This window comes from Haloarcula sp. DT43 (assembly GCF_037078405.1).
GTDB classification, from domain to species: Archaea; Halobacteriota; Halobacteria; order Halobacteriales; family Haloarculaceae; genus Haloarcula; species Haloarcula brevis.
This window is the reverse complement of record NZ_JAYMGZ010000004.1, coordinates 225,737-252,582: the sequence shown is the minus strand read 5'-3', so window position 1 is coordinate 252,582 and position 26,846 is coordinate 225,737. Positions and strand designations below refer to the sequence as shown.

At 67.5% G+C, this 26,846-nt stretch carries 30 protein-coding genes; 15 read left to right on the top strand and 15 right to left on the bottom strand.

What is annotated here, in order from left to right:
- Nucleotides 1-44 precede the first annotated feature (44 nt).
- The 3 genes from VI123_RS15965 to VI123_RS15955 all read left to right on the top strand — a co-directional run bounded on the left by VI123_RS15965 (nucleotide 45) and on the right by VI123_RS15955 (nucleotide 2,371).
- A complete protein-coding gene (locus VI123_RS15965) occupies nucleotides 45-476 on the top strand; it encodes an SRPBCC family protein (RefSeq protein ID WP_336339057.1) in 432 nt (143 codons plus the stop codon).
- Nucleotides 473-1,291, top strand: a complete 819-nt coding sequence (locus tag VI123_RS15960) for a carbon-nitrogen family hydrolase (protein WP_336339056.1) — start codon at nucleotides 473-475, stop codon at nucleotides 1,289-1,291. The genes VI123_RS15965 and VI123_RS15960 overlap by 4 nt, the downstream gene beginning before the upstream one ends.
- Before the next feature lie 78 nt (nucleotides 1,292-1,369).
- Complete coding sequence (locus tag VI123_RS15955; RefSeq protein WP_336339055.1) at nucleotides 1,370-2,371, top strand: DUF4349 domain-containing protein; 1,002 nt, start codon at nucleotides 1,370-1,372, stop codon at nucleotides 2,369-2,371.
- Between the two features lie 238 nt (nucleotides 2,372-2,609).
- Here the strand turns inward: VI123_RS15955 and VI123_RS15950 are convergent, their stop codons facing one another.
- Entirely contained in the window at nucleotides 2,610-4,721 is a 2,112-nt protein-coding gene (locus tag VI123_RS15950; protein WP_336339054.1) for an AAA family ATPase, read from the bottom strand.
- Nucleotides 4,722-4,806: 85 nt separating this feature from the next.
- Between VI123_RS15950 and VI123_RS15945 the strand changes: the two genes are divergently transcribed.
- Nucleotides 4,807-4,941, top strand: a complete 135-nt coding sequence (locus tag VI123_RS15945; RefSeq protein WP_268812783.1) for a DUF7128 family protein — start codon at nucleotides 4,807-4,809, stop codon at nucleotides 4,939-4,941.
- Nucleotides 4,942-4,975: 34 nt separating this feature from the next.
- On the opposite strand, the gene VI123_RS15940 is transcribed toward VI123_RS15945, so the two are convergent.
- On the bottom strand, nucleotides 4,976-5,401 hold the full coding sequence (locus tag VI123_RS15940; RefSeq protein WP_336339053.1) for a DUF5796 family protein: 426 nt from the start codon (nucleotides 5,399-5,401) through the stop codon (nucleotides 4,976-4,978).
- A gap of 116 nt (nucleotides 5,402-5,517) precedes the next feature.
- On the opposite strand from VI123_RS15940, the gene VI123_RS15935 reads away from it, so the two are divergent.
- Both VI123_RS15935 and VI123_RS15930 read left to right on the top strand, forming a co-directional pair.
- Nucleotides 5,518-7,062, top strand: coding sequence for an alkaline phosphatase family protein (locus VI123_RS15935; RefSeq protein WP_336339052.1), 1,545 nt, complete (start codon nucleotides 5,518-5,520; stop codon nucleotides 7,060-7,062).
- Nucleotides 7,063-7,137: 75 nt separating this feature from the next.
- Nucleotides 7,138-7,668 (top strand): HTH domain-containing protein, encoded by a 531-nt coding sequence (locus VI123_RS15930; protein ID WP_336339051.1) that lies wholly within the window; start codon nucleotides 7,138-7,140, stop codon nucleotides 7,666-7,668.
- A 31-nt stretch (nucleotides 7,669-7,699) separates the two neighbouring features.
- Here VI123_RS15930 and VI123_RS15925 read toward each other — a convergent pair whose 3' ends face one another.
- Nucleotides 7,700-8,650, bottom strand: a complete 951-nt coding sequence (locus VI123_RS15925; RefSeq protein ID WP_336339050.1) for a zinc-dependent metalloprotease — start codon at nucleotides 8,648-8,650, stop codon at nucleotides 7,700-7,702.
- Nucleotides 8,651-8,745: 95 nt separating this feature from the next.
- Nucleotides 8,746-9,015: a hypothetical protein gene (locus VI123_RS15920; RefSeq protein ID WP_336339049.1), complete on the bottom strand. Its 270-nt coding sequence runs from the start codon at nucleotides 9,013-9,015 to the stop codon at nucleotides 8,746-8,748.
- Between the two features lie 109 nt (nucleotides 9,016-9,124).
- On the opposite strand from VI123_RS15920, the gene VI123_RS15915 reads away from it, so the two are divergent.
- From VI123_RS15915 to purF, 4 genes are all read left to right on the top strand, one after another.
- Nucleotides 9,125-10,183, top strand: a complete 1,059-nt coding sequence (locus VI123_RS15915) for a M20/M25/M40 family metallo-hydrolase (protein WP_336339048.1) — start codon at nucleotides 9,125-9,127, stop codon at nucleotides 10,181-10,183.
- Nucleotides 10,184-10,245: 62 nt separating this feature from the next.
- Nucleotides 10,246-10,428, top strand: a complete 183-nt coding sequence (locus VI123_RS15910) for an LSM domain-containing protein (protein WP_004592851.1) — start codon at nucleotides 10,246-10,248, stop codon at nucleotides 10,426-10,428.
- The gene (locus tag VI123_RS15905) at nucleotides 10,425-10,598 is read left to right on the top strand and encodes a 50S ribosomal protein L37e (RefSeq protein ID WP_004517916.1); all 174 of its coding nucleotides are present in this window, start codon (nucleotides 10,425-10,427) and stop codon (nucleotides 10,596-10,598) included. Before VI123_RS15910 ends, VI123_RS15905 begins: the two co-directional genes overlap by 4 nt.
- A 14-nt stretch (nucleotides 10,599-10,612) precedes the next feature.
- Entirely contained in the window at nucleotides 10,613-12,055 is a 1,443-nt protein-coding gene (gene purF / locus VI123_RS15900) for an amidophosphoribosyltransferase (RefSeq protein ID WP_336339047.1), read from the top strand.
- A gap of 44 nt (nucleotides 12,056-12,099) precedes the next feature.
- On the opposite strand, the gene VI123_RS15895 is transcribed toward purF, so the two are convergent.
- Both VI123_RS15895 and VI123_RS15890 read right to left on the bottom strand, forming a co-directional pair.
- Nucleotides 12,100-12,660 (bottom strand): DUF420 domain-containing protein, encoded by a 561-nt coding sequence (locus tag VI123_RS15895; protein WP_336339046.1) that lies wholly within the window; start codon nucleotides 12,658-12,660, stop codon nucleotides 12,100-12,102.
- 56 nt (nucleotides 12,661-12,716) lie between these two features.
- The gene (locus tag VI123_RS15890) at nucleotides 12,717-14,249 is read right to left on the bottom strand and encodes a sensor histidine kinase (RefSeq protein WP_336339045.1); all 1,533 of its coding nucleotides are present in this window, start codon (nucleotides 14,247-14,249) and stop codon (nucleotides 12,717-12,719) included.
- A gap of 134 nt (nucleotides 14,250-14,383) precedes the next feature.
- Between VI123_RS15890 and VI123_RS15885 the strand changes: the two genes are divergently transcribed.
- Nucleotides 14,384-15,142: a TrmB family transcriptional regulator sugar-binding domain-containing protein gene (locus tag VI123_RS15885; RefSeq protein WP_336339044.1), complete on the top strand. Its 759-nt coding sequence runs from the start codon at nucleotides 14,384-14,386 to the stop codon at nucleotides 15,140-15,142.
- 45 nt (nucleotides 15,143-15,187) lie between these two features.
- Here the strand turns inward: VI123_RS15885 and VI123_RS15880 are convergent, their stop codons facing one another.
- Nucleotides 15,188-17,461, bottom strand: a complete 2,274-nt coding sequence (locus VI123_RS15880) for a CDC48 family AAA ATPase (RefSeq protein WP_336339043.1) — start codon at nucleotides 17,459-17,461, stop codon at nucleotides 15,188-15,190.
- Nucleotides 17,461-17,706 carry a DUF7127 family protein gene (locus tag VI123_RS15875; RefSeq protein WP_336339042.1) on the bottom strand — a complete coding sequence of 82 codons (246 nt, stop codon included), beginning with the start codon at nucleotides 17,704-17,706 and terminating at the stop codon, nucleotides 17,461-17,463. The genes VI123_RS15880 and VI123_RS15875 overlap by 1 nt, the downstream gene beginning before the upstream one ends.
- 147 nt (nucleotides 17,707-17,853) lie before the next feature.
- Here VI123_RS15875 and VI123_RS15870 point away from each other — a divergent pair, with 147 nt between their 5' ends.
- Nucleotides 17,854-18,630: an alpha/beta fold hydrolase gene (locus VI123_RS15870; protein WP_336339041.1), complete on the top strand. Its 777-nt coding sequence runs from the start codon at nucleotides 17,854-17,856 to the stop codon at nucleotides 18,628-18,630.
- A 6-nt stretch (nucleotides 18,631-18,636) separates the two neighbouring features.
- Here the strand turns inward: VI123_RS15870 and VI123_RS15865 are convergent, their stop codons facing one another.
- The 4 genes from VI123_RS15865 to VI123_RS15850 form a co-directional block, all read right to left on the bottom strand.
- The gene (locus VI123_RS15865; protein ID WP_336339040.1) at nucleotides 18,637-19,323 is read right to left on the bottom strand and encodes a protein sorting system archaetidylserine synthase; all 687 of its coding nucleotides are present in this window, start codon (nucleotides 19,321-19,323) and stop codon (nucleotides 18,637-18,639) included.
- 62 nt (nucleotides 19,324-19,385) lie between these two features.
- Complete coding sequence (locus tag VI123_RS15860; protein ID WP_336339039.1) at nucleotides 19,386-20,072, bottom strand: metal-dependent hydrolase; 687 nt, start codon at nucleotides 20,070-20,072, stop codon at nucleotides 19,386-19,388.
- A 188-nt stretch (nucleotides 20,073-20,260) separates the two neighbouring features.
- Nucleotides 20,261-20,557: a hypothetical protein gene (locus VI123_RS15855; RefSeq protein ID WP_336339038.1), complete on the bottom strand. Its 297-nt coding sequence runs from the start codon at nucleotides 20,555-20,557 to the stop codon at nucleotides 20,261-20,263.
- Nucleotides 20,558-20,571: 14 nt separating this feature from the next.
- On the bottom strand, nucleotides 20,572-21,096 hold the full coding sequence (locus tag VI123_RS15850) for a DoxX family protein (protein WP_336339037.1): 525 nt from the start codon (nucleotides 21,094-21,096) through the stop codon (nucleotides 20,572-20,574).
- Nucleotides 21,097-21,320: 224 nt separating this feature from the next.
- Between VI123_RS15850 and VI123_RS15845 the strand changes: the two genes are divergently transcribed.
- Nucleotides 21,321-22,784, top strand: coding sequence for an RtcB family protein (locus VI123_RS15845; protein WP_336339036.1), 1,464 nt, complete (start codon nucleotides 21,321-21,323; stop codon nucleotides 22,782-22,784).
- A gap of 54 nt (nucleotides 22,785-22,838) precedes the next feature.
- Complete coding sequence (locus VI123_RS15840) at nucleotides 22,839-23,255, top strand: universal stress protein (RefSeq protein ID WP_336339035.1); 417 nt, start codon at nucleotides 22,839-22,841, stop codon at nucleotides 23,253-23,255.
- Between the two features lie 9 nt (nucleotides 23,256-23,264).
- Here VI123_RS15840 and VI123_RS15835 read toward each other — a convergent pair whose 3' ends face one another.
- A complete protein-coding gene (locus tag VI123_RS15835) occupies nucleotides 23,265-24,404 on the bottom strand; it encodes an acyl-CoA dehydrogenase family protein (protein WP_336339034.1) in 1,140 nt (379 codons plus the stop codon).
- 81 nt (nucleotides 24,405-24,485) lie between these two features.
- Here VI123_RS15835 and VI123_RS15830 point away from each other — a divergent pair, with 81 nt between their 5' ends.
- Nucleotides 24,486-25,280, top strand: coding sequence for an RIO1 family regulatory kinase/ATPase domain-containing protein (locus VI123_RS15830; RefSeq protein WP_336339033.1), 795 nt, complete (start codon nucleotides 24,486-24,488; stop codon nucleotides 25,278-25,280).
- 8 nt (nucleotides 25,281-25,288) lie between these two features.
- Here the strand turns inward: VI123_RS15830 and VI123_RS15825 are convergent, their stop codons facing one another.
- Both VI123_RS15825 and VI123_RS15820 read right to left on the bottom strand, forming a co-directional pair.
- Nucleotides 25,289-26,191 carry a DMT family transporter gene (locus VI123_RS15825; RefSeq protein WP_336339032.1) on the bottom strand — a complete coding sequence of 301 codons (903 nt, stop codon included), beginning with the start codon at nucleotides 26,189-26,191 and terminating at the stop codon, nucleotides 25,289-25,291.
- Nucleotides 26,192-26,336: 145 nt separating this feature from the next.
- Complete coding sequence (locus VI123_RS15820) at nucleotides 26,337-26,822, bottom strand: SRPBCC family protein (protein WP_336339031.1); 486 nt, start codon at nucleotides 26,820-26,822, stop codon at nucleotides 26,337-26,339.
- Between the last annotated feature and the right edge of the window lie 24 nt (nucleotides 26,823-26,846).

Sequence of the window (26,846 nt, the reverse complement as noted above, 5' to 3'; positions counted from 1 at the left end):
CGACAATCGGTGGATTCATCGGCCAGTAGTCCCCAGTACCTTCCATGACTGTCCGGGTCGAGCGAACGATGACTGTGCCGGCCACACCGGAGCGTGTCTGGGAATTCATCACCGACCCGGATAAACGGGCCCGGCCGATCAGCGTCGTCACCGACTGGGAAATCATCGACGACACGCACGCGAACTGGTCCATCAAGCTCCCCATACCGGTCGTCAACCAGACGATGACGGTGAAGACCGAAGACGTCGAACAGCGCCGCCCGGAGTACGCCCGCTTCGTCGGCCGCTCGAAAGTGATGACTGTCCAGGGGGAGCACGAACTCGAAGAGACGGCCGACGGCGGCACGAAACTGACGAACCGGTTCATCGTCGACGGGAAGCTCCCGGGCGTCGAGCGGTTCTTCAAGCGGAACCTCGACGGCGAGATGCGGAACCTCGAACAGGCACTGCGGGACGACCTCGAAGTAGAAGCATGAAGGTCACGCTCGCCCAGGTCGACGTCTCGTCAGCCTCGGTCGCCGAGAACGTCGGCCGCGCGACGACCGCTATCAGGGACGCGGCCGCGGACGGCGCGGACCTCGTCGTCCTTCCGGAACTGTTCAACGTCGGCTACTTCGCGTTCGACCGCTACGCCCGGAACGCGGAGGGACTCGACGGCGAGACGCTCGGCCGGATTCGCAGCGTCGCCACGGACCACGACGTGGCGGTGCTTGCCGGCAGCGTCGTCGAGGACCTGGCGGCCAGCGCCGACAGCGGGTTCGACGTGCCCACGGAGGAGGGACTGGCAAACACCGCCGTGTTCTTCGACCGCGACGGCGAGCGCCGAGCGGTGTACCGCAAGCATCACCTGTTCGGCTACGACTCCGCGGAGTCCCGGCTGCTCGAACCGGGCGAGAGGGTGCCGACCGTCGATTTCGAGGGGTTCACCGTCGGCATCACCACCTGTTACGACCTCCGGTTCCCGGAGCTGTACCGCCGGCTCGTCGACGACGGGGTGACGCTGGCGCTCGTGCCCAGCGCGTGGCCCTACCCGCGCGTCGAGCACTGGGAACTGTTCGGCCGCGCCCGCGCCGTCGAGAACCAGCTGTACGTCGCCGCGGCTAACGGCGTCGGGGAGTTCGAGGACGCGGAACTGCTGGGCCGGTCGACGGTGTACGACCCCTGGGGGACGACGCTTGCCAGCGCCGACGACGACCCGGCGCTGGTGACCGCCACGCTCGACCCCGCCCGCGTCGACCGGGTCCGCGAGGAGTTCCCGGCGCTCGCGGACCGCCGGACGGACTGGTCGTAACTGCAATGGCCGTTTCACAAAAAGCGGCTTTTGAGCGTTCGCCGTCGTTATGCCCCTCTCAGGACGAGTTCGTCCCGTATGGCAACGCGACGCAGGGTCCTCGCTGTCGTCGCTCTCCTCCTCCTCGCTGGCTGTGCCGGCATGGGCGGGGGCGGCGACGCAGGCGGGGCACGAGAAGGCGGCGACGGCGCACAGATGGCCGGCAGCGATGGCGGGTCGAGTCAGCCCGAAGCGGCGGACGCCGGGGCGAGTTCCGGCGACGGCGGGGCCGTCCAGGTCGGCGACGCGGCGGCCGACCGGGCCATCGTCCGCAACGGGCGGATGGTCGTCGAGGTAGAGAACTACTCGACGACGGCCGACGCCATCGCCGCTCGGGCGCGTGCGTCCGGCGGGTACGTGAGCGATTCCAACCGCCGGCTCCACCGCGACGACGGCGAGACCTGGTACACCGGTTACATCGTCGTCAGAGTACCCAGCGAGGAGTACGGACCGATGCAGTCGATGGTGGACGAGCAGGGGACGGTCCGCTCGGAGGAAACCACGACAAAGGACGTGACCGACCAGCTGGTCGACCTCGAAGCTCGACTGACCAACCTCCGGGAGCGCCGCGACAGGCTTCGGACCTTCTACGAGCGGGCCAACAGCACGGCGGAACTGCTCCGCATCGAGGAGGAACTGTCGTCAGTCCAGCGCGACATCGAGCGCCTGGAGGCACAGAAGCGCTCGCTCGAACAGCGGGTCGCCTACTCGACGCTACGTGTCGAGATGCACGAGCCGGCACCGGAGCCGGGGGCCCAGCAGGTACCGTACCACGAACGGTCGCTGGTCTCGGCGTTTCTCTCGTCGGTGACTGACGTGTACGTGTTCACCCGCGGCCTGCTCGTGACCGTAGCGAGCCTCGCGCCGTGGCTCGCCGTCCTCGCCGTCCCGGTCGTCGGCGGCCGGCGACTCCTCCGCGGGCGGTCGCTCCCGCTAGTGGGACGGAGTCGGTCGGAGTCGACGGCGGCGGACAGCGACGGCGACGACCGGCAGGACGCCGCTGACGGGCCGGACGCGGAGTCGCCCGACGACGACGCGTAGCCGCGGCCCGACACCGGGCCTTTTTTGCGTGTGCACTCGCTACGGGTAGCTGCCGGCAAGGCGCTTTTCACGTCGATGCCGGCGCTAACGCCCGTCTCGCTGCTCGGCCACTCGGCGTCGCTCGTCCGCCAAGGCTGTCCGGACAGCCTTTTACTCCTCTCCCGGAGCGCGGTACCTTTCGCCTCTCCTCGCCTTTCTGACCGACTCGACGGCCAGAGCTATCCCCCCTACGCCGACGCTATCGGGTGCGTTCCCGCTCTAGGGCCTCCCGGAAGTGCTCGGGCGTAATCTCGACCTCGTCGGCGTTCTCGGTGGCCGCGTCCGGTCCGTAGGCCGACGCGACCTCGCGGATGGCCAGCATCGACGCCTCGCGGACGACGGCCTCCAGCTGTGCGCCGGAGAAGCCGTCGGTCTCCGCCGCCAGCGCCGACAGCGACACGTCCTCGGCGAGCGGTTTCCCGGCGGTGTGGACCCCGAGAATCGCCTCGCGGGCCGCCCGGTCGGGGTTTGGCACCTCGACGTGCTGTTCCAGCCGGCCCGGCCGCAACAGCGCGTCGTCTATCATGTCCCGGCGGTTGGTCGCGGCCAGCACGACCAGGTTGGGGTTCTCGGTGATGCCGTCGAGTTCCGCGAGCAGTTGCGAGACGACGCGCTCGGTGACCTCGTTGCCCTGGCCGCGGTGGCTGGCGATGGCGTCGATTTCGTCCAGGAAGATGATGCTCGGCGCGGTCTGGCGGGCGCGCTCGAACAGTTCCCGGACCGCCTCCTCGCTCTCGCCGACGTAGCGGTCCATGATTTCCGGACCGGCGACGTGGATGAAGTTCACGTCGCTCTCACCGGCGACGGCCCGAGCCAGTAGGGTCTTCCCCGTCCCGGGCGGACCGTACAGCAGGATGCCGCTGGGCGGGTCGGTGTTCGTCGCGGTGAACAGCTCCCCGTAGGACAGCGGCCACTCGATGGTCTCGGTCAGGGTCTGTTTGACCTCGGCCAGCCCGCCCACGTCGTCGAAGGTCGCCGTCGGCGACTCGGCGACGTACTCCCGCATCGCGCTGGGGTCGACCGTCGCCAGGGCGGTCTCGAAGTCCTCGCGGTGGACCGAGCCGTCGTCGCGGTCGGCCCGGAGCGCGGCCATCGCCGCCTCGGTGGTCAGCGAGGCGAGGTCCGCCCCGACGAAGCCGTGTGTCTGGGCCGCGATGCGGTCGAGGTCCACGTCCTCGTCCAGCGGCATCTCACGCGTGTGAACGTCCAGAATCTCGCGGCGGCCGTGTTCGCCGGGGACGCCGATTTCGATTTCGCGGTCGAAGCGCCCGCCCCGACGCAGGGCGGGGTCGATGGCGTCGACGCGGTTGGTCGCGCCGATGACGACGACGCGCCCGCGGTCTTCGAGGCCGTCCATCAGCGTGAGCAGTTGCGCGACCACGCGGTTCTCCATGTCGGCGTCCTCGTCGCGGGAGCCCGCGATAGAGTCGATTTCGTCGACGAACAGGATAGCCGGGGCGTTTTCCTCGGCCGTCTCGAAGGCCTCGCGCAGTCGCTCCTCGCTTTCGCCCTTGTACTTCGAGACTATTTCGGGGCCGGAGATGGTGTCGAAGTAGGCGTCGACCTCGTTGGCGACGGCCCGGGCGATGAGAGTCTTGCCCGTCCCGGGCGGGCCGTGTAGCAGGACGCCGCTCGGGGGGTCGATGCCCAGGCGGCGGAACTCCTCGGGCTCCGAGAGGGGCATCTCTATCATCTCGCGGATGCGGTCCAGTTCCTCGTCGAGGCCACCGATGTCCTCGTAGCTCACGCCCGAGTCCGTCTCGGTGGTCGGCGACGCCGTCGCCTCGTCGGTCGGGGACTGGCCGGCGTCACCGCCGCCGTCGAGGCCCGGCAGCACGGTCACCGCCGTCGTCCCGGTGACGCGAACCGGGCCGGACGGCGAGGTCTTGCGGACGAGAAAGGTCCCAAGCCCCTCGATGTGGGTCCGCTCGTCGGCCTGGATTATCTGGTCGACCAGGCGCTTCCCGACCAGGCTCTCGTAGTCCTCGCCGCCGGGCATCGGTTCGACCGGCTGGACGGCGATTTCGGCCGCCTCGGAGACCGACCCGCTGGTCACCGTGACCGTGTCGCCGATGTTGACGCCGGCGTTGGCCCGCGTGTCCGAGTCGATGCGGACGAAGGAGCCGTCGTCGTCGGCCGGCCAGACCTTCACGACGGTCACGTCGTCGCCGTCGATGATGACGGGCGACCCGCTCAACACGCCCAGTTCGGTCCGTGCGGACTCCGGTAGCCGTGCGATGCCGCGCCCGGCGTCGCGCTTGTTCGCACCCTCGACGGTGAGTTCGACACCGGCGTCTCTGGACCCGCTCATGCCGCCTTCTTGCAATCCGACGTCCTTGAGGGTTCCCGTTGTGTCGCGGGAAAATAATATACGGGCGGCCGTCGGAATCTCAGATATGGTTGTCCAAACAGAGCGGGACGACATAACGTGGTACAAGTGCGAGACTTGTGGCCTGATGTTCGACGACCAGAGCGACGCGCGCCAGCACGAGGAGAACTGCGACGACGAGGACCCCTCGTACATCCAGTAGCGGCCCTCGTCCCGCGGTCACTGTCACACAGGCCTCACGCCTCGACGATTTCGAAGCTCCGCTCGCCGAGTTCGTCCTCCTCGAAGACGAACACGCGACCGTTCGTCACGCCGTAGTCGACCTCGACTTCCGTCCGCATCTTGTTGTCCCGGACCGTGACCCCCGGAAACAGTTCGTCTTCTTCGCCGTCGTCGAGGATGACCCGCCCGACCCCCGTCTCTTCGAGGATGTCGTCGTGGGTCCGGAGGTCGTTGACGTACACGAGGATACCCGACGTCTCCGTCTCGTCGGTAATCAGAACGTGCGTGTCCTTGCCCGGAGCCGTCTGGATGCTCTCCTCGACCGTCGTCGGGACGCCGTGGTAGAACGCCTGGCGGCCGTCGAGGTACTCGACGACGATACCGTCCTCGGTCAGCTCGACCGAGACGGTGTCCGGTGCGATGTCCGACCGGTTGCTCATACCTCCCGTTCCGGCGGCGCGCTCAAAAGTGACGCGTTGTCGGCCCGACGGCCGCCCGCCGACCGCTCTCGGACGGGTGCGAAAGGGACTAGTGACTCGCCTGTCTCCGTCTCAACATGACGAAGACCCTCGTCGTCGGACTCGACGGAGCGAGCTGGGAACTGCTCGACCCGTGGATAGCGGCAGGCGAGCTCCCGAATCTGGCCACGCTGCGGGACACCGGAACCTGGGCGGGGACCCGGAGCTGTCTGCCGCCGGTGACCTTCCCCAACTGGAAGTGCTACTCCTCGGGCAAGGACCCCGGCGGCTTCGGCGTCTTCTGGTTCGAGAACGTCGACCTGGCGGCGGGCGAAATCGACGTGACGAACGGCGGCGACTACGACACCGCGGAGCTGTGGGACTACCTCAACGACGAGGGGCAGTCGGCCGGCGTTGTCAACATGCCGACGATGTACCCGCCGCGGGACATCGACGAACTCGTCGTCGCCGGCGGCCCGGACGCCGTCGAGGGCGAGTACCGCTCGATTAGCTCCGGTTACACCTCGCCGCCGGAGCTGGCCGACGAACTCGAAGACCGGTTCGACTACCGCGTCCACCCGGACCCGCTGCTGTCCTCCAACGAGGAGCGCGGCGCGGAGGTCGAGGCCATCCTGGACCTGCTAGAGACGCGCTTCGAGGTGGCGACGCACCTCATGGACGAGCGGGACCTCGATTTCGTCCACGTGACGCTGTTCTACCTGAACGTCCTCCATCACTTCTTCTGGGACGACGAGCCGAGCCTGCGCGCGTGGCACCTGGTCGACGAGTGGGTCGGCCGGCTGGACGACCGCGAGGACCTGAACCTCGTGTTGATGTCCGACCACGGCTGTGACGCGACGCAGACGGAGTTCTACATCAACGAGTGGCTCGCCGAGAACGGCTACCAGGTCCGGGACACGAGCGTCGACGCCGTACTTACTCGGGTGGGTTTGGACCGCGAGAACCTGCTCGCGGTGGCGAAGCGGGCCGGGCTGGTGGACACGCTCGCCCGCGTCGTCCCGGAGTCGATACAGCAACTGGTCCCCCAGCGCGACGGCGTCAAGCGCGACCGCAAGCTCGAAGCCATCGACCTCGAACGGACGAAGGTCGTCGCCAGCGGGCAGGGGCCTGTGTACATCAACCCCCGGTTCGACGTGGCGTCGGTCCGGGAGTCGCTCATGGCCGACCTCCGCGAGGTCGAGGACGAACACGGCCCCCTGTTCACCGACGTGTACCGCGGCGAGGACATCTACGAGGGACCCTACGTCGACGCCGGGCCGGAGGTCGTCGTCGACCAGCGCCCGGGCGTCCACGTCAACGACGGCATCGGCGGCGGGACCGTCCAGAGCGGCCCGGACCGCTGGGCGGCCGAGAACACGCCCTACGGCATCTTCGCCGCGAAGGGGCCGGACTTCGAGCCACAGGGCGAACTCGACCGAATCAGCATCCTCGACATCGCGCCGACGGTGCTCGCCGCCCACGGCTGTGCGGTGCCGACAGACATGCGCGGCGAGGTGCTCCCGGTGTTCGACGAGGCCCCCGCCGTCGGCGAGCGCGACCCGCTCGACATCGAGGACGCGCTCGGGAGCGACGATGGCGACGCCGTCGAAGACCGCCTGAAGCAACTGGGATACATGGAGTAGCTGCGGCCGTGGTAGCGACCGGCGGCGAATGAGTGAACCCAATGGGATAAGTAGCCGCTCCCGATACACACCGGTATGGTTAGCATCGATCTGAACAACAGCCAGCGAACGATGCTCACGACGCTGGTAAACAAGTATCAACAGACCGGGTCGGCGGTTACCGGCGAGACAATCGCGGAGGAGATAGACAGGAACCCCGGGACCGTCCGGAACCAGATGCAGAGCCTGACGTCGCTGGGGCTCGTCGAGGGGATTCCAGGGCCGACGGGCGGGTACAAGCCCACTTCCGAGGCCTTCGACGCAATCGACCGCCAGCAGATAGACGAGGCCGAGAGCGTCATCGTCGCGCACGACTACGAGCGGGTCGACGTGACCGTCGAGGAAATCAACTTCACGAACGTCCACGACCCGGAGAAGTGCCGCGCCCGGTTCCACCTCCAGAGCTCGGTGCAGGACTTCAGCGAGGGGCAGGCGGTCATCCTCGGGCCGACGCCCATCTCGAAGCTCGTCGTCGCTGGGACCATCGTCGCGGTCGACGAGTCCAACAGCGAACTCCTCATGGACGTCGCCAAAATCGAAGCGCCCGTCGAAGAGCCAGAGAAGTAGAGCGGTCACCGAGCCAGCGCGGATAGCCGATTCAGGGGTCGACGCGGTCTATCCACAGCGACGGCGTCTCTATCTCGTCTTCTGTCGGGAGGGTGTCCGGCGAGTCCCACACCCGGCCGGCCGCGGCGACGCCGCGGGCGTCGGCCACGGCGTCGAAGAAGGCTTTGCCGCGCTCGTACTGCTGGCGTTTCATCCCGAGGCCGAGCAAGCGGCGCACGAGCGACGCGATGGGGCCACGTCCCTGTCGGCGCTCGTCGACTTTCCGCCGCAGGTCGTCGTACTCGTCGTCGAAGGCGCGGTCCATCAGCAGTTCCGCGTACCCCTCGACGGCGGTCATCGTCGTGTCCAGTTCCCCCAGCGTCGCGCGGTCGATGTTGCCGTCGGTGAGGTTGTCGATGGCGTCCTCCATCGCCGTTTCGAGGTGGTCGGAGAGCCACGGGGCCGCGCCGAACTCCGCCGCGTGGGTGACCTCGTGGAAGGCAATCCAGCGGCGGAAGCGGTCCCGGTCGACGTTCAGCTGGTCGGCGACCCGGTGGATGTTGGGGCGCACGAAGTATAGCGCGTGGGCGTCGCTGTCCGCGAGCAGGACTGGGTCGTACTGGCCCAGGACGTTGTTCCCCAGAAACGAGAGGGCGACGGCCATCGACCCGGTGTTGACGACGCGGGCGACGCCGGGGATGTACTCGGCCTGCTGTTCTATCGGCTCCATCACGCGGCTGAACGTGGCGACGTTGGCGTCTATCCAGTGGTGGCGGTTCTGGATTTCGACGGTCTCGGGGAGGTCGAAGGCGAGCTGGCCCACCTCGCGGACGCGGTTTCTGGCGTCCCGCACGTCGGTCGCGTAGCCGTCGCGCTCGGGCGTCCCGACGCTGAGGTCGCCCGTGTCCGTGGCGGCCTTCGCGGCGTCGGCGACGGCGTCCCAGTCGATGGGGCCGTCGCCGGTCGCGCCCGCGACAGCCTGAACGCTGTGATATAGTCCCATACGTCTGAGAAGTGGCGGGAGAAAATAGGCCTTCTCCCTGTGAAAACAGCTACCGGTGTTCGGTTCGCAGTCGGGAGGGCGCGGGCCGAAGGCCCTTACAGGTCGCTGTCGTCGTCAGCCCCGCCGAGGTACAGGCGCGTAGCGACGGCGACGACCGCGACGACGGCGAGGGCCGCGAGCGCGAGGCGGCCGACGCTTCGACCGCCGTCTTCGGTGTCCGTTTCGTCGCTCGGTTCGTCCGTTCGGGACCGCGACCAGCGTGATTTGCTCGTCGATTCGTCGTCATCGTCTGCGGAACTGAACGGAGCGTTGGCGGTGAACTCCGCGCCGTCGAGGTGTACTTCGAGGAGGGTGAACTCGGCCATACTGACAGTTCGACGCCGTGACTCTTAGCCGTGGCGGTGGGCGGTCCGCCACGGGACGGCCCTGCGTGCCGTTCGCTGTCTTCATCATCCGGGGGCAATTATGCCGGGTATGGACACACGACGACGCGAGTTCTTGGAATCGCTGCTGACGACGCCCGGCCCGTCGGGATACGAGGCCGACAGCCAGCGGGTGTGGCTCGACTACGTCAGCGAGTTCGCCGACGAGGTCCGCACCGACGACTACGGGAACGCCGTCGCCACGGTCGAGGGCGGCGACACGACCGTCGCGCTCGCGGGCCACGGCGACGAGATAGGGTTCATCGTCCGGGACCTCACCGACGACGGGTTCGTCAGACTGGGCCGCATCGGCGGCTCCGACAAGACCGTCTCTCGCGGGCAACACGTCACTATCCACACGGCCGACGGACCGGTCTCCGGCGTCGTCGGCCAGACCGCCATCCACCTCCGGGAGAAGGACGACGACACCGTGCCGGACATCGCCAAGCAACACGTCGACGTGGGGGCCGAGGACGGCGAGGAACTCGAATCGCTGGTCGACCGCGGCGACCCGGTGACGTTCGTCCAGACGCTGAGCGAACTCGAAAACGGCCGGCTCGCCGCCCGGGGGATGGACAACCGAATCGGCATCTGGGCGGCCGCCGAGGGGCTCCGCCGCGCGGCCGAGACCGGTGCGGACGCGACGGTGTACGCCGTCTCCACGGTCCAGGAGGAGGTCGGGGTGCAGGGCGCGAAGATGGTCGGGTTCGACCTCGCGCCGGACGTGGCCATCGCGGCCGACGTGACACACGCGACGGACTCGCCGAACGCGCCTGGCAAGACCGACACCGGTGTCGAACTTGGCGGGGGCCCGGTCGTCGCCCGCGGGAGCGCGAACCACCCGGTCGCCGTCGCGGCGCTCCGGGAGACAAGCGAGGCCGAGGACATCGACATCCAACTGCAGGCGACGGGGACGCGCACGGGGACCGACGCCGACGCCTTCTACACCTCCCGTGGCGGCATCCCGTCGGTCAACGTCGGCCTGCCGAACCGCTACATGCACACGCCGGTCGAGGTCATCGACCCGGACGACCTCGACTCGCTCGCGGACCTGCTTGCGGGCTTTGCCGTCCGAGCGGCCGACCGAGCGCCCTTTAGCGTCGACGTGTAGGACAGAGCGCCCGCCACCGTGCAAACGGTACGTTTAAGCGGCCATCACTATCCAAACCGTACATGAGTGGACGACCGCTGGATGTACTCGAAGCGTCCCTCGGTGAGACAGTCACCGTACAGCTGAAGGGTGGCGAAATCTTCGAAGGCGAGCTCACCGGCTACGACCAACACATGAACCTCGTCGTCGAGGATGAAGACACAACGATTATACGCGGCGATAACGTCGTCTCAATTACTCCATGACTGGCGCAGGAACTCCGAGTCAGGGCAAGAAAAACACCACGACGCACACGAAGTGCCGACGGTGTGGCGAAAAGTCGTATCACACGAAAAAGAAGGTCTGCTCGTCGTGCGGGTTCGGCAAGTCGGCCAAGCGACGTGACTACGAGTGGCAGTCGAAAGCGGGCGAATAACACACTCAAGACAAATGCACGAGAAGTGCGGCGTTGTTGGCATCTCCCTGGAGGACCGTGACGCCGCCCGACCGCTCTACTACTCCTTGTACGCGCTCCAGCACCGCGGCCAGGAATCGGCCGGTATCGTCACCCACGACGGGTTCCAGCAGTACAGCCACGTCGAGATGGGACTCGTCGGTGACGCCTTCGACCCCGGCGACCTGCAGGCGCTCAACGGCTCGAACGGTATCGGCCACGTCCGGTACCCGACCGCCGGGAGCGTCAACGCCTGCTGTGCCCAGCCGTTCTCCGTCTCGTTTAAGTCCGGGTCGCTGGGCCTGTCCCACAACGGGAACCTCGTCAACGCCGACGAGATAGGCGACGAACTGGCCGACCTCGGCCACGCATTCACGTCCGACGGCGACACCGAGGTCATCGCCCACGACCTCGCGCGTAATCTCTTGGAGGAGGACCTGGTTCGGGCCGTCAAGCGGACGATGAACCGCATCCACGGGTCGTACTCGCTGACCATCATGCACGACGAGACGGTGCTGGGCGTGCGTGACCCGCAGGGGAACCGCCCGCTGTGTATCGGGGAACTCGAAGACGGCTACGTCCTCGCCTCCGAGTCGGCCGCCATCGACACGCTCGACGGCGAACTGATCCGTGATGTCAAGCCCGGCGAACTCGTCGTCTTACACGCCGACGGGACCGGCTACGACACCTACCAGCTCGTCGAACCCGAGAGTACGGCCCACTGTTTCTTCGAGCACGTCTACTTCGCGCGCCCGGACTCGACCATCGACGAGAACCTCGTCTACGAGGTCCGGCGCGAACTGGGCCGCAAGCTCTGGGAAGAGTCCGGCGTCGACTCGGACGTGGTGTTGCCGGTGCCCGACTCCGGGCGCGCGTTCGCCTCGGGCTACGCCGAGGCCGCGCAGGACGACGGTTCGGACATTGAGTTCGCTGAGGGCCTGATGAAAAACCGGTACGTCGGCCGCACGTTCATCATGCCGACCCAGGACGAGCGCGAGCGGGCCGTCCGGCTGAAGCTCAACCCCATCAAGTCGACCATCGAGGGGAAAAGCGTCACCATCATCGACGACTCTATCGTCCGCGGGACCACCTCGACCCAGCTGATTCAGCTGCTGAAAGACGCCGGGGCCGAGGAGGTCCACGTCCGCATCGGCGCGCCGCCCATCGTCGCCCCGTGTTACATGGGCATCGACATGGCCTCCCGGGACGAACTCATCGCCGGGAACCAGTCCGTCGACGAGATTCGCGAGGAAATCGAGGCGGACTCGCTGTCGTACCTCTCAATCGACGCCATCGCGGAGACACTGGACAAGGGCCGGGCGGACCTCTGTCTCGGCTGTGTCACCGGCGAGTACCCCTACGACATCGAGGGCGAGGCGACGGACCGCGACGTCGTCCGCCCGGACATCGGGACCCAGTCGAGCCCGGCCGACGACTGACCGCGCGCCGAAACGTTTTCCGCTACCACACCAGGTATTTTCCGCTACCACACCAGGTACAGCATCGCGTACACGACGATGCCCATCGAAAAAGATATCAGCCACAGCCCCGCGGCCACCTTGCCGGCCCGCGGGTGGTTCGTCGACGGAATCTCCGCGACGGGGTACGTGTACGCCAGCAACAGGACGTAGTACACCGCCGGGATGGCGAGGATAGCGAGCAGGATGTGGACGGTGAGGAACGGGAGATAGACGTAGGTCTCGACGACCGACGGGCCGGCGAAGTCGGTCGGCCCCTCCAGCGTTATCCGGTAGAGGTACAGGACGAGAAACAGGGCGAACAGCCCGAAGGAGGCGAGCATCAGTCGCCGGTGACGGGCGATGTCGCCGCGGCGCACGGCACGGACGCCGCCGACGATGGTCCCGATGGCGAGGGCGCTGATAACGGCGTTGGCGTGGGGAATCGCCCCGAGTACGGTCCCGGGAGCGGCGGGCAGCGCCGACCTGGGAATCGCCCCGAGCACGGCCCCAAACACGAGCGCGAGCGACACGACCGTCAGCAGGCCAGTGAGTGCTGGCACGCGATACCGAGCCTGGAGGTCCATACCGCTCCTGCGGACTGGACGCAAAATACGGTTTCGAGTCGCGTACGCGCCGGGTGCTACGCGCCGTCGACCGACGGCCGCTCGACGCCGGTCACGTTCAGGCGGACCCGGTCCGTCTCCTCGTCGGTGAGCGAGACTTCCCACCCGTGGCCGTGGGCGATTTCCCGGATGACAGCGAGCTGGAGGCCAGCCCCTTCGTCGGTGGCGGCGTAGTAGAGCTCGAACGGCCCGTCGCTGCCCGCTTCTAGCGCGGGGCCGTCGTGTTCCAGGGCGAACCCGTCAGCCGTATCCGTGACGGCGATGGCGGCGTCGCCGTACTCCGTGGCGACCCGGAAGAAGTTCTCCGCGAGCTGCCGCAGCCGGCTGCTATCGGCCAGTACCGTCTCCGTACAGTCGACGTCGAGCGTCGACCCCCTGGCGTCGACCGTCGCCCAGGCCTCCGCCAGCACGTCGGAAAGCGAGACCGGCTCGACGGTGTACTGCCGGCCGCCCTCCCGTGCGATTTCCATGAGGTCGTCGATGAGAAACGACATGCGGGTGTGGCTGCGCTGGACGGCGTCGAACTCCGCTGTGGCGTGGTCCGTGGCCAGCAGTTCGACCCGGCCCATCGCCGCCTGGAGCGGGTTCCGGAGCTCGTGTGAGATAATCTGTGCGAGCTCCCGGAGCCGCTCTTTCTGTCGTTCCAGCTCCGTCGTCCGCTGCTGGAGCGCGTCTTTCGTCTGGCTCGCGTCGATGGCCAGGGCGATGTTGTGGCCGACTTCACGGAACGTGTCCTGCTCTTCCGTATCGAACGTGCCGACGCGGTCGGCGTACACCGCGAGGACGCCGTAGGAGGTCCCGTTGTACACCAACGGCACGGCGAGGACGCGGACGCAGTCGGCCTCCAGGGTGTCCTCCCCGTCCGGGACCGCCGCCGGGTCGAGGTCCGCGGTGACAAGCCGTCCCGCCGATTCGGCGCGGCGCAACGGCTCCGGCCTGGAGATTGTGACGCCGTCGCGCTGTGAGCCCAGCGCACGGACGGCCGCCGCGTCGTGCTGGCAGATCACCGTGCAGGCCTCGCTGTATCTGGACGTGCCCGCGAGCACCGCTGTCACGTCGCGCTCGATGTCCATCCGTGACTGCGAGCGGACGAGGGCCTGATTGACCAGCCTGACGGCCTCGTTGAGTTGCTTTCGCTTGGTCGCCCGCTGACGCGGCGGGCTGGAGGCGACGGCGGCGTCGACCTGCTCCAGCAGCCGCTGGTGGGCGTCACCGACCGCCTCGGGCACGTACCCGAACACGTCCCGGCTGTAGGCCTCGCGAGCGATGTCCCTGTTCGTCACCTCGGCGAAGAGGACCACCGGGAGTTCGGGGTGGTCCCGTCGTACCCGCTCGATGACGGTCAGCCCACCGAGGTACCGCGTTCCGTCCGGCTTCCCCACCTCGCAGTTCGTGACGACACAGTCCGTCTCGTGGTCGTCGAGCGCACGTGCCAGGTCGCGTACCCCGTCGAACTCGTGGACGGCGTGGCCGTTGGCCCGGAGAAACGAAACCGCGGCCCCGTCCTGGCTCGCACTGCGGACGAACAGGACGGTGGGCTGGGACTTCATCACCTGTCCCTGGGGAGACACACACACATAAAGAAGTTGCACTATTAATCATCCAAATATTGACGTTTCCCCTCACGGCGACGCGACTCCCGAGCCCGGGGAGACGATTTATACCTGTGGCCCTGAATTCTTCGATGATGGAACAACCGGGGCTGGAGATTCATCGGACGCAATCGGCGGTCATCGATGCGATTCGGGCACTCCTCGACAGTGCCGAGGAGAGCCTCACGGTCGCAGTCCCGGAGTCGTCGCTGCCGACGTTCGCGCCCCAGCTAGAGGCTGCTATCGAGCGCGACGTGCTGGTGCTGTTGCTGGTCCACGGCGACGCGGCCACACAGCGCCCCGCAGACAGTGACGTCGCCACAGCGGTCAGAACGGTTGCGAGCGATGTCGCCCCGCTGCTGGTGACCGCCGACAGCCAGCGCGGCCTCACAGGCCACTACAGGCTCCTGAGGGACACTCGGACGGAGTCCTGGGCCACCGAGTTCGACGACGAGAACCTCGCGCGAGACCAGTTCACGATGTTTCTCGGGAGCCACTGGCTGATGGGGACGGAGCGCTACGTCGCCGACGTGTGTGAGTTCCCGCGGACGTTCAGCGCGTTCCAGCTCGCAGTGTTCATGGCGGCGCTGGCGCTGCGGGCCGGGACGCCGATAACCGCCCGTGCCCGGGTCCGCTCGACGACGGACCGAACGGCGACGACGGTATCGGGACCGGTCGTAAACGTCCGACAGAGCATCGTCTACCCCGCGTCGAGCACGAACCCCGCCGAGCGGTCGCTCACCGTCGAAACCGACAACGGACCGGTCACCATCGGTGGGACGGGTGCCACGAAAGAAGAGTACGAGTGTCGGGAAATCACGCTGGACAGGGTCGACGACGACGGGCGCTGACGGACCGCCGTCCGCGGTGGGAGGGGGTCGGCGCGCCGACCGTCGCTACTGGAAGGTGCGGCTGGCCGTGCTCTCGTCGCTGACGCCGGGTTCGGCCCGGTCGAAGCGCTGTTCGATTTCGTCGTAGCGCTCGCGGGTCTCCTCGGTGACGCTGGGACCGACTTCGTCGAGCGCGTGCTCGAAGTGGTCCATCGTCACGCGGACGTTCCCGACGGTGTCGCCGATTTCCTCGGGGTCCACGCTGTTGATGAACTCCCGGGTCGCGGCCATCGACGCCTCACGGGCGACCGCTTCGATGTCAGCGCCGACGTAGCCGTCGGTGCGGCGGGCCAGTTGGTCGAGGTCGACGCCGTCGGCCAGGGGCTTGTTCCGGGTGTGGACCTGGAAGATGGCGCGTCGGGCCTCCTCGTCCGGGACCGGCACGTGGACGTGCCTGTCGAGTCGGCCGGGGCGCAGGAGCGCGTCGTCGATGAGGTCCGGCCGGTTCGTGGTCGCGACCACGACGACGTTCTCCATGTCCTCGATGCCGTCGAGCTCCGTCAGCAGCTGGGAGACGACGCGTTCGCCGACGCCGGAGTCGGTCGTGCCGCCGCCGCGTTCGGTCGCGATGGAGTCGATTTCGTCGAAGAACACCACGGTCGGGGCGTTCTCGCGGGCCTTGCTGAACACCTCGCGAACGCCCTTCTCGGACTCTCCGACGAACTTGTTCAGCAGCTCCGGTCCCTTCACGGAGATGAAGTTGGACTGGGCCTCGTTGGCGACGGCCTTCGCCAGCAGCGTCTTCCCGGTGCCGGGCGGGCCGTACATCAGCACGCCCTTCGCGGCTTCGAGGTCCATCGACTCGAAGACGTCCTCGTATTCGAGGGGCCACTGGATGGTCTCCCGGAGCCGCTCTTTGGTGTCTTCGAGGCCGCCGACGGAGTCCCAGGTGACGTCCGGAACCTCGACGAAGACCTCCCGTAGCGCGGAGGGCTCGATGCCCTTCATCGCCTCGCGGAAGTCCCCGTCCTCTATCTCCAGGCGTTCGAGCACTTCGGCGTCTATCTCGTCGGATTCGAGGTCGAGCTCCGGGCGGATGCGCCGCAGCGCGTTCATCGCGCTCTCTTTCGTGAGAGAGGCGAGGTCGGCCCCGACGAAGCCGTGGGTGTTCTCGGCGTAGCTCTCGATGTCTATCTCCTCGGCGAGGGGCATCCCGCGGGTGTGGACCTGCAGGATTTCCTTGCGGCCCTCCTTGTCCGGGACGCCGATTTCGATTTCGCGGTCGAAGCGGCCACCCCGGCGCAGGGCGGGGTCGATGGCGTCGACGCGGTTGGTCGCGCCGATGACGATGACCTGCCCGCGCTCTTCGAGGCCGTCCATCAGGCTCAGCAACTGGGCGACGACGCGCCGCTCCACGTCGCCTTGCGTCTCGCCGCGCTTGGGCGCGATGGAGTCGATTTCGTCGATGAAGACGATGGCCGGGGAGTTCTCAGAGGCCTCGTCGAAGACCTCGCGGAGCTGCTCCTCGCTCTCGCCGTAGTACTTCGACATTATCTCCGGACCGGAGATGGTGGTGAAGTACGCGTCGATTTCGTTGGCGACGGCCTTGGCCATCAGCGTCTTGCCGGTGCCGGGCGGGCCGTGCAGGAGGACGCCCTTCGGCGGCTCGATGCCGAGCTGCTGGAACAGCTCGGGGTGGCGCATCGGCAGCTCTATCATCTCGCGGACCTGTTCGAGTTCGCGGTCGAGGCCGCCGATGTCCTCGTAGGTCACGTCGGGCGTCTCACGCGCTTCGGGCGCGCCCTCGCCGCTGTGGACCTGTTCGGCGGGCATCTCGCTGACCTGGATGTCCGTGGAGTCGGTCACGACGACCGTCCCGGAGGGGTCGGTCTCAGCGATTTTCAGGGGTATCTTCTGTCCGGACATCGAGGAGAGCGGGCCGAGGCCGAAGCTCACCGGGACAGTCTGGCCCTGCGTGACGGCCTGGCCGCTGAGATTGTTGCGAATCATCGGCCCGACGTTGCCCCGGACCCGGAGGTTCTGGGGCAGCGCGACGGTGACCGAGGTCGCGGGGTTGACGTCGGCCTTCTCGATGTCGACCGGGTCGTCGATACCGACGCCCGCCTCCTGTCGGAGCTGGCCGTCGATGCGGACGATGCCCTTCCCCTCGTCCTCTGGGTAGCCGGGCCAGACCCGGGCGACAGCGCGGCTGTCCTGCTTCCCCTCGAGAACGATGTAGTCGCCGTTCTCGAGTTCGAGTTCGTCCATCGCGGCCCGGTCGATAGCTGCGAGGCCGCGGCCGGCGTCTTTCTGTTTGAGTGGTTTGACAGTTAGTCGCATCAGTAATCTCCCTCGCGCTCTGACAGTTCGATAGTGAGAACCCCGTGATTGATAAACGCTCGTGCGTCGTCAGCGGGGACTTCCTGTTCGTACTGCTGGCCGTCGGCGACGACGATGACGGTCCCGTCGACCACATCGACACTCGCGTCGGCATCGGGTCCCACGTCCGCCGCGAGCACGACGCTGTCGTCGTACTCGAATCGGCGGAGGGGCATCTCGCCGAACAACTGCTGTTCTGAAGTCATGCTAACTCAAAGTAAGCTTCGTTAGTATATAAATCTACCGCTAAAATACGCTATACGGCGGGAAAATTCGCGGAGTTGCTTGAATGCGGTTCACACCGTATCTGGACGCGCCAACGTTTTATCCACACCGCTTCCGAACGGTGCTGCATGGAACGGGTCAGCCATCGCGGGCGAGTCACGGCGTACAGACGGGCGCGGCCGGCTGCCGGGGGGCCGACCGCGCTGTACGTCCACGGCAGCGGCGCGACACACCGCGTCTGGGGCCGTCAGTACGCGCCGTCCGGACCGACCGAGTCCGCCGTCGCGCTGGACCTGTCAGGCCACGGAGAGTCCGACGACATCGACGCCGACGCCGGGGCCGCGACGCTCGACGCGTACGCGGACGACGTGGTGGCCGTGGGGCGGGAGACGGACGCGGACGTGCTGGTCGGCAACTCGCTGGGCGGAGCCGTCGCCCAGTGGGTCGCGCTGGAGCGTGACTGGACGCCCGCGGCCCTGGTACTGGTCGGTACGGGTCCCGAACTGCCGGTGTTCGAGGGGCTCAGAGAGTGGCTCGCGGACGACTGGGACCGCGCCGTCGAGTTCCTCCACGAGCGGGACCGACTGTTCCACGACCCTGACCACGACGCCGTCTCCCGCTCCCGCGAGCAGATGGCGGCCGTCGGGCAGGCGGTGACCCGCCGCGATTTCCTGACCTGCCACCGATTCGACGTGCGTGACCGCCTGAGCGACATCGACGGGCCCGTCCTGGCGGTCTGTGGCGAACACGACAAACTGACGCCGCGCGCGTATCACGAGACGCTGGCCCGCGAAACCCCGCAGGGAGCGGTGTCGTTCGTCCCCGACGCCGCCCACCTCGCGATGGTCGAACGGCCCGAGGCGTTCAACGACATCGTGGGGTCGTTCCTCGAGGACACGCTCTGAGTCCGACTACTCGCCGGGGTAGACCCACGGTCCCAGCGCGAAAAACAGCAGCGCGATGGCGAGCATCGCTCGCGGCCCGGCCCGGAACAAGGCCGTCGGCGCGACGACGGCGACGGCCTGGACGACGCCCATCGGGACGGCGTGTTTCGGCCCCGGCTTGGGGTAATCGAAGGGCGCAATCATCGCGAGCGAGAGGCCCAGCGCGCCGACGCTCAACACCAGCGGGTCCGTGACGCCGCTCAGATACGCCGTGGCGATGATGATGCTCCCGAGGGTGTTCGGCATGCCCGGCCGCTCGTCGGGCGAGTCGAAGTACGTCGAGTAGAAGGCCGTCCGGACGATGGAACAGACGACGTACGCGGAGGCGAGCAAGGCGAGGCCGACGAACGCGGCCGGATGGGCGGTCCCGATGCCGCCGTAGGCGTCGGTCAACAGCACGTACAGGAAGAGACTCGGCGTCGCACCGAACGAGACCACGTCGGTCACGGAGTCGAGCAGCGGGCCGACCGCCGAACTGTCGCCGTTCCGGGCGACGATGCCGTCGATTGCGTCGGCGATGACCGCGAGCAGGATGAGCCGAGCGGCCAGGTGGGGGTCGGTGAAGGCGACGGCTCCGGCGACGAACCCGACGACGGCGTTGAACAACGTCACCGTGTCGGCGACACTGAGTCGTCGGCGTACCTCGAAGCCCATGGTTCCCCGGTTGGCCACGGCGTATATGAAGGACTCGAAAGCGAACGCCCGCGGTGTCGCAGTTACTCGTCGGGCAGGTCGTGGCCGATGCGGAGCCGCGCGGCGGTGGCGAGGGTCCCGACGACGAGCACGACCAGCTCCCACCCGCTCCGTGCAATCGGGAACACGCGGTCGACGGATTCAGGCTCCGGCTCTCCCGGGTTGGGGTCGATACCGGTGCTCATCTGGACCTCGCTGGAGTTGCCCATGGCCTGCGTCGTCGACCCGCCGCTGCCGCCGCCCGCGCCGCCGCTTCCGGACGAGGGCTCCGGCAGCTCGACGAACGTCTGGACGATGCCACGCTGACTCGACAGCTCCAGGTGGCCGCTGAGCTGGTAGAACTGGTCGTAGAACGGCCAAAAGAGGTTCGCACCGCCCGTAATCAGGTCCAGCAGGACGTGCCCGACTGCGTACACCACGACGCAGAACCAGCTGACCCGGACGCCGTAGGCCCCCCAGCGGCCCTTGATGTACGAGTCCTCGCGCACGTACAGGTCGACCGCGACGACCACCGCGAGCACTGCCGGGATGACGAGGTTCGTCGTCGCGGCCCGGTGGCCGGCCTGCCAGTAGAGACCGATGAAGGCGTCGACGTCGGGGAACGTGACGACGAGTATCGAGAGGAGAAGGGACCGTCTGTCGAACGCGGCGCCCAGCAGCGTCGCAGCGAGCAACCCCACGAAGGCGTAGTGAACCACCAGCGAAGGCATATCCGTATCAGTACCAGCACGGAGATGAGCGTTGTGGTGGGTAGTATCAGAATCGGAAAACGCCCCTGCTGATTAATAGTGTCCGAACCGATACGTTGTTCGTGGGGACCCGGTGGGGTGGACCGGCACCCGACACATCTTCTTCGCGACACGTCAGAAACGTAGAAACGCGAGCCGACGAACGTGGTTCAGTCAGCCGTTACTTCCTGCTGGGCCGTGGCCGCCCGGTCGTCCACCGGGACGACGAGCCTGTAGCCCCCGTACAGGGCCAGGACCAAGAGGCCGGCGAGAACCAGCCCGGTCCGGAGCGTCGGGTCGACCATCGGGGTCGCGATGACCTCGCCCGCGTCGTTGGTCAACGGTGCCGCGCCGTAGGGCTGTCCCGCGAGTATCTCCACGATGCCGAGGACGACGACGCCCAGCAGCATCAGTCCGCCGCTGAGTGCCATCGCCGCTTTGTCGATGACGGTGGTGTGTTGTTGCATTGGGTGTCACCTCGTTAACCGAGCAGGTACCGGAGTTTCGGGTGTCGTTTGACCAGCTTGGTCTTCTCGATGATGGCGTCGAGACCGTAGTAGCGACCGGTGGCCAGCACTATCATCGTCATGAACAGCAGCAGGCCCATGAAGTCGCTGTTGACCAGCCCGTGGCCGAAGCTCGCGTTGCCGATCCAGAACAGGGCCATGAAGAAGACCCCGAACATGGACGCGAGTCGGACCAGCGCGCCGACCATCAGCCCGAGTCCGATGAGCGTCTCTCCCAGCGGGACCATCGCCTGGATGAGCCAACCGAGGTGCTCGCCCATCAGCACCGGAATCGGACCGAGCGCCGTGCCGGTCATCTGCCGGAGGTACGCCGGCCCGTACGTGTAGGCCAGCCCGTCCTCGATGAGCTTCGTTACGCCTGCGTGGAAGAACCACCAGCCGGTCACGACACGCAGGAACGCCAGCCAGTACGCGGTCCACGCCCCGCCGAGCTCGAGCTCGAACTCGTCTGCCAAGGGGTTCGCCGCTTGATAGGACATCTGTGTCACCTCACATGTGGACTTCCGCACCGGAGTGGCATATAAGGGGTCGGGTGTTCCCACAGAGTGAAAACACATCTCAGCCCTTGAGAAGTGAAATATCGGCGAGTGCGCATTTCGGGACCCGTTCGGCTGTGGGTTTTTATGAGGTCTCACAGGGGGTGGGAGCCGCTCCCGGCCCACCGTGAAGTACAAACCCGCCATGCGACTACGCTAAGACAGCAATGGTCTTGGAACTGACGGGCAAACACACGACGGCACGGGTGATGGTCGACGACGAGTCGCTCGTCGAGAGCGGCTGTCGGGAGCAGATAGAGACGCTCATCGACCACCCCGCATTCACCGAACCGGTCCGAATCATGCCGGACACGCACTGGGGGGCCGGCGCGCCCATCGGCTTCACGATGCCGCTTGGCGAGCGCGTGGTCCCGAACATCGTCGGCGTCGACGTGGGCTGTGGGATGGCCGCGACGAACCTCGGCCCCGAACTACCGCTGGAGGACGAGGAGCGCGAGCGCCGCGTGCGCGAGGCGGTTCCGATGGGGCGGTCTGTTCACGACTACGACGACGCCGTCCACCTCGTCGAGGAGTTCCCCTTCGAGCGGGCGAACCGCGTCTTCGAGCAGTTCGACGCGGCCTACGCGGAGCGGTTCGGCGAGCACATCGACCCCATCGAGTTCGACTTCGACGGCTACGACGGGGACTACTTCGAGTCGCTGTGTGACCGCGTCCTGGCCGACCAGCGCCAGGGGATGGGGTACATAATCCGGAGTGCGGGAACCCTGGGCGGCGGGAACCACTTCGTCGAGTTCGGCCGCGGGCGCGAGTCGGGCGACTACTGGCTGGTCATCCACAGCGGCTCCCGCTACCTCGGGAAGTCCGTCGCGGAGTACTGGCAGTCGACGGCGACGGACCGCCGGACCATCGGCGAAATCCGCGAACAGATTCCCGAGGAGTACGTCGAGTACCTGAAGTTCGACCCCGATACCGTCGAGTCCCGGGACCTCTACGCCTGGGTCACCGGCGGCATGGGCGAGTCCTACATCCGGAAAGAACGACTGCGCCGGGAACTCGACGGCTCCGACATCGAAGACGCCTTCGACGCGCTCGGGCAGGTCCAGGACGCGATTCACAGCGACGACGACGAGGACCGCAATACGGACCTCGACTGGCTGGAGGGCCGGGAGGCCCACGGCTACCTCGTCGACATGCTGTTCGCCCAGCAGTACGCCCGCTGGAACCGCGACCTGATGAGCGACGCCGTCTGTGACGCCCTGGGCGTCGACCCCGTCGACCGCTTCCAGTCGATTCACAACTACATCGACTTCCGGGACCTGACCATCCGCAAGGGGGCGACCCCGGCCCGCGAGGGCCAGCGGCTGCTGATTCCGTTCAACATGGCCGAGGGGTCGATAATCGCCCGCGGGAAGGGCAACGACGAGTACCACCAGACCGCGCCCCACGGGGCCGGGCGCGTGATGAGTCGCCGGCAGGCCCACAGCGATATCGACATGGAGGAGTTCGCCGCGGCGATGGACGGCGTCTACTCCGAGTCCGTCATCGAGGGTGTCCGCGACGAAGCGCCGATGGCCTACAAGGACGCCGACGCCATCCGCTCTGCCATCGAACCAACCGCAGCGGTCGTCGAGTCCGTCGACGCCGTCCACAATCTGAAAGCGACGGAGTGAGATACCTGTTAGCTCGGCAGAAAGTGATTTGCCCGCGAAGGCCGTCTTCCCCGTATGACCATTCTCGTGGCTATCGCCAACGATTCGGTCTCCGGGGCGGTCATCGACACGGCAGTGGCGCTCGCGGACGCGATGGACGAGGAACTGTACGTCGTCCACCTCGTCGACGCCGACACCGCCGACGGCACGGCCAAACAGCTCCGGGACGAGATGCGCGAGCGGTTCCGCGACGCGACCGTCGTGGCGACGGTCGCCATCGAACACGTCGGTCGGTCGGCGATGCGGTCGGGCACGCGAGTGGGCAACGAACTGCTCGAACTCGCGGCCGACGTGGACGTTCACCACATCGTCATGGGCCACGAGCCGAAGGGACTGACCGGCCGCATCCGGGAGGGCGACGCCGCGGTCGCCGTCATCGACGCCGCCGACGTGCCGGTCACTATCGTCCCGGACGGCAAGTCCGACGCGTGAATCGAGCCCTCACAGCCCCAGTTGCCGGCCGAGCACCATCCGCTGTATCTCGCTCGTCCCCTCGCCGATTTCCATGAGCTTGGCGTCCCGATAGAACCGCTGGGGGGCGAAGTCCGTCGTGTAGCCGTACCCGCCCAGCACCTGGACGGCGTCCTCGGCGACCTCCCGGCAGATTTCGCTGGCGTCGAGTTTCGCCAGCGAGGACATGCGCGTCACGTCCTCCCCGGCGTCGTACATCGTCGCCGCCTTGTGGGTCAGCAGGCGAGCGCGCTCTATCTTGCGGTCCATCTCGACGATTTTGTCCCGGACGGCGTCGAACTTCGAGATGGGACGGTCGAACTGCTCGCGTTCGGTGGCGTAGGACTTGGCGGCCTCGAACGCGCCCTGTGCCAGCCCCGTCGAGAGTGCGGCGATGGAGATGCGCCCGCCGTTGAGCGTCTCGAGGGTCTGCTCCCAGCCGTCGCCCTCCTCGCCCAGCAGGCGGTCCGCCGGAAGCCGGCAGTCGTCGAACTGCAGTTCGCAGGTCGGCGAGGCGTTCAGCCCCATCTTCTCCCACTCGGTCGTCACCGCCCAGCCGTCGTCCTCTGGCGCGACGACGAACGTCGAGATACCGTCGTAGCCGGCCTCGGGGTCGGTGACGGCCTTGACGAGTATCGACCCGGCGACGGAGGCGTTCGTGATGAACTGCTTGGTCCCGTTGAGCACGTACTCGTCGCCGTCGCGCTCGGCCGTCGTCGCCATGTCGCTGGCGTCGCTGCCGCTCCCCGGTTCCGTGAGCGCCCAGCCGCCGAGGTGCTCGCCGGTTGCGAGCGGCCGGAGCCAGCGTTCCTTCTGGGCGTCCGTGCCGAACAGCTCTATCGGCTTGCTGCCCAGCGAGGTGTGGGCGACGTACGAGAGGCCGACGCTTCCGGAGACGCGCCCGAGTTCCTCGGCGACGAGGGCGTACATCAGCGTGTCCCCGCCCAGCCCGCCCCACTCCTCGCTGATGGGCACACCCATCACGTCCAGTTCGCCGAGTGCCTCGAATAGCTCGGCCGGGAAGCGGTGCTCGTCCTCTATCTCCTGGGCTATCGGCTGAATCTCGTTCTCGCAGAACTCGCGGACCGAATCCCGTATCATCCGGTGTTCGGCCGGCACGTCGAACTCCATACTAGTCGTAGGGCCCGTGTTAATATATACCACAGGGACGGACGCAAGCCATTTGACCGTCGGTGGCCTCCCCTAGAGGGAATGGCGTTCCGGCGACTCCTTCGCGGGACGGTCCCTTGGGAGCGACTCGAAGGCGTGGCGCGGGCGGTGATAGAGCGGTACGACGAGCCCGCGGCCCACGTGGCGTTCCTGGAGGCTGACAACTGGCTCTCGACGCCGCTTGTCGTCAACGACCAGTGGTTCGTGAAGGTCATCACGGAGCAGAACTCGCTGGTCCACACGCTGCTTACCGCCGGCCGCAACATCGGCGCGTTCTCCTCGGGGACGGAGGGCTTCTTCGAGCACTTCGGGACGCCCTACGAGATGGCGGAACACGAACTGGCGGCGACCCGGCGGATGCGGGAAATCGGCGTCAACGCCCCCGAACCAATCGAGGCCTTCGAGTACGACGGGATGGGAGTGCTCGTTCTGGAGTACATTCCCGACTTCGAGCCGCTGGACCACCTCTCGCCGGAGACGGTCGAGCGCCACGGCCCGGCGGTGTTCGACTTCCTCCACCGGATGCACGAGGACGGCCTGGCCCACGGCGACTTTCGGTGTGAGAACGTGCTCGTGGCCCACGACGACCTGTACTTCATCGACGCCACGAGCGTCCGCGAGGCGGCTATCAGGGACGCCCGCGCATACGACCTGGCCTGTGCGCTTGGCGCGCTGGAGCCGCTGGTCGGCGCGCCGGTCGCCGTCTCCGCCGCCGCACAGCACTACGACACGGCCGAACTGCTGGCCGCCGAGGAGTTCCTCGACTTCGTCAACATCCGCCCGGACCACGACTTCGCCGCCGCCGAAATCCGCGGGGCCGTCGAGAAGCGCGCCTAGTCCCGGCCTCACTCCGCCGGCGTCGCCCCGACCGCTCGGCTCCTGGCGACGACGCCGATGCCGACGAGCACGACGGCCCCGCCGGCGACGGTCGACGGCCCGGGCGTCTCGGCGAGCAACAGCAGCGCCAGCAGCGCGCTCCCGACCGGTTCGCCCAGCAGCGAGACGCTGACCATGCTCGATTCGACGTGTGCCAGCGCCCAGTTGAGGACGGTGTGGCCGAACACGCCGGGACCCACGGCCATCGCCAGGAACAGCGCCCACTCGCGGGGCGGGTAGCCGGTCACAGGGTGGCCCGACGCGACGACGAACGCGAGCAGCGACACCGCGGCGACGCTGTAGACGACGGTCACGTAGGGGACGAGGGGGAACCGCTGGCGGAGCGAGCGCCCGGCCAGCACGTAGCCGGCGGCCATGACGCCACCGACGAGGGCCAGGGCGTTGCCGTACAGCGGGCGCGGGCCGACCGCCCCGCCGCCGAGCAGTTCGCCGATGGACATCACGACGATGCCGCCGATGGCGACGAGGATGCCCGCCGTCGTGCCCCGGGTGACCCGTTCGTCCAGCAGTGCCCACGCGCCGACGGCGACGAACAGCGGCTGGCACTGGACCAGCGTGACCGACGCCGCGACGCTCGTCCACGTCAGGCTCTCGAACCAGGCGGCGAAGTGGACCGCGAGCGCGACCCCCGTCGCCGCGGCCGCCAGCACGTCCCGCCGGGAGAGCCGCCCGAACGCCGACCGGTAGCGCCCGAGCGCCAGCGGCGCGAGTAGCGCGGTCGTCAGCAGGACCCGATAGAAGGCCGCGACCGACGCCGCGGCCGTGCTCCAGCGGACGAGAATCGCGCTCGTGCTGACCGCGAGAACGGCGACGACCAGGGCGGCCCGCGGGTCGATGCGCGGCTCCGTCACACTCCCGCCTCACTGTGGCCCGGGGCCGCCATGGCTTCGGTGGTCGGCGCGGCGACGCGTCCACTCATCCTGTGACGGTATCCCGGACGGGGATAAAGAAACACCGGGGACCATAGTCGGGACCGCGCCGTCCGCGGGACGGCTACTACCCTTCGAGCAGTTCCCGCGTCCGCTGGTGGCGGTACCGGAACATCGGCTCCATGCCGAGACAGCCGAAGGGGCCGAACGCCCGGCCGAGCGGCCCGCCGGGCAGTTCGAACTCCACGTGGTCGTGGACGAGCGTCTCGCGGTCGCTCAGCCGCCGGAAGGTGTGGGTGTGCTCCCAGTGGGGGAACGGTCCCTCCGCCATCACGTCGCGGAACATCGCCTCGTCCTCGCCGTCCTCCCGCGCGACGATATCGGAAACCCAGCGCTGGCGCGGTCCGACGCCGAAGGGCTTGATGGAGGAGACGACGACCGATCCGGCGGTCAGTTCCTCGGGGTTCGGCTCGCCGTCCGGCCCCCGCTCTTCCTCGATGCGGAGGTTCATCCAGTCGGGGGTCAAGGCGACCAGCCCGTCGCCCGTCGCGTGGAACTTCCAGACCTCCGACAGCGGGGCTTCGACGCGGACCTGGCGCTCGTAGACGTCCATACGGGCAGTAGGGGCACCGCCGGC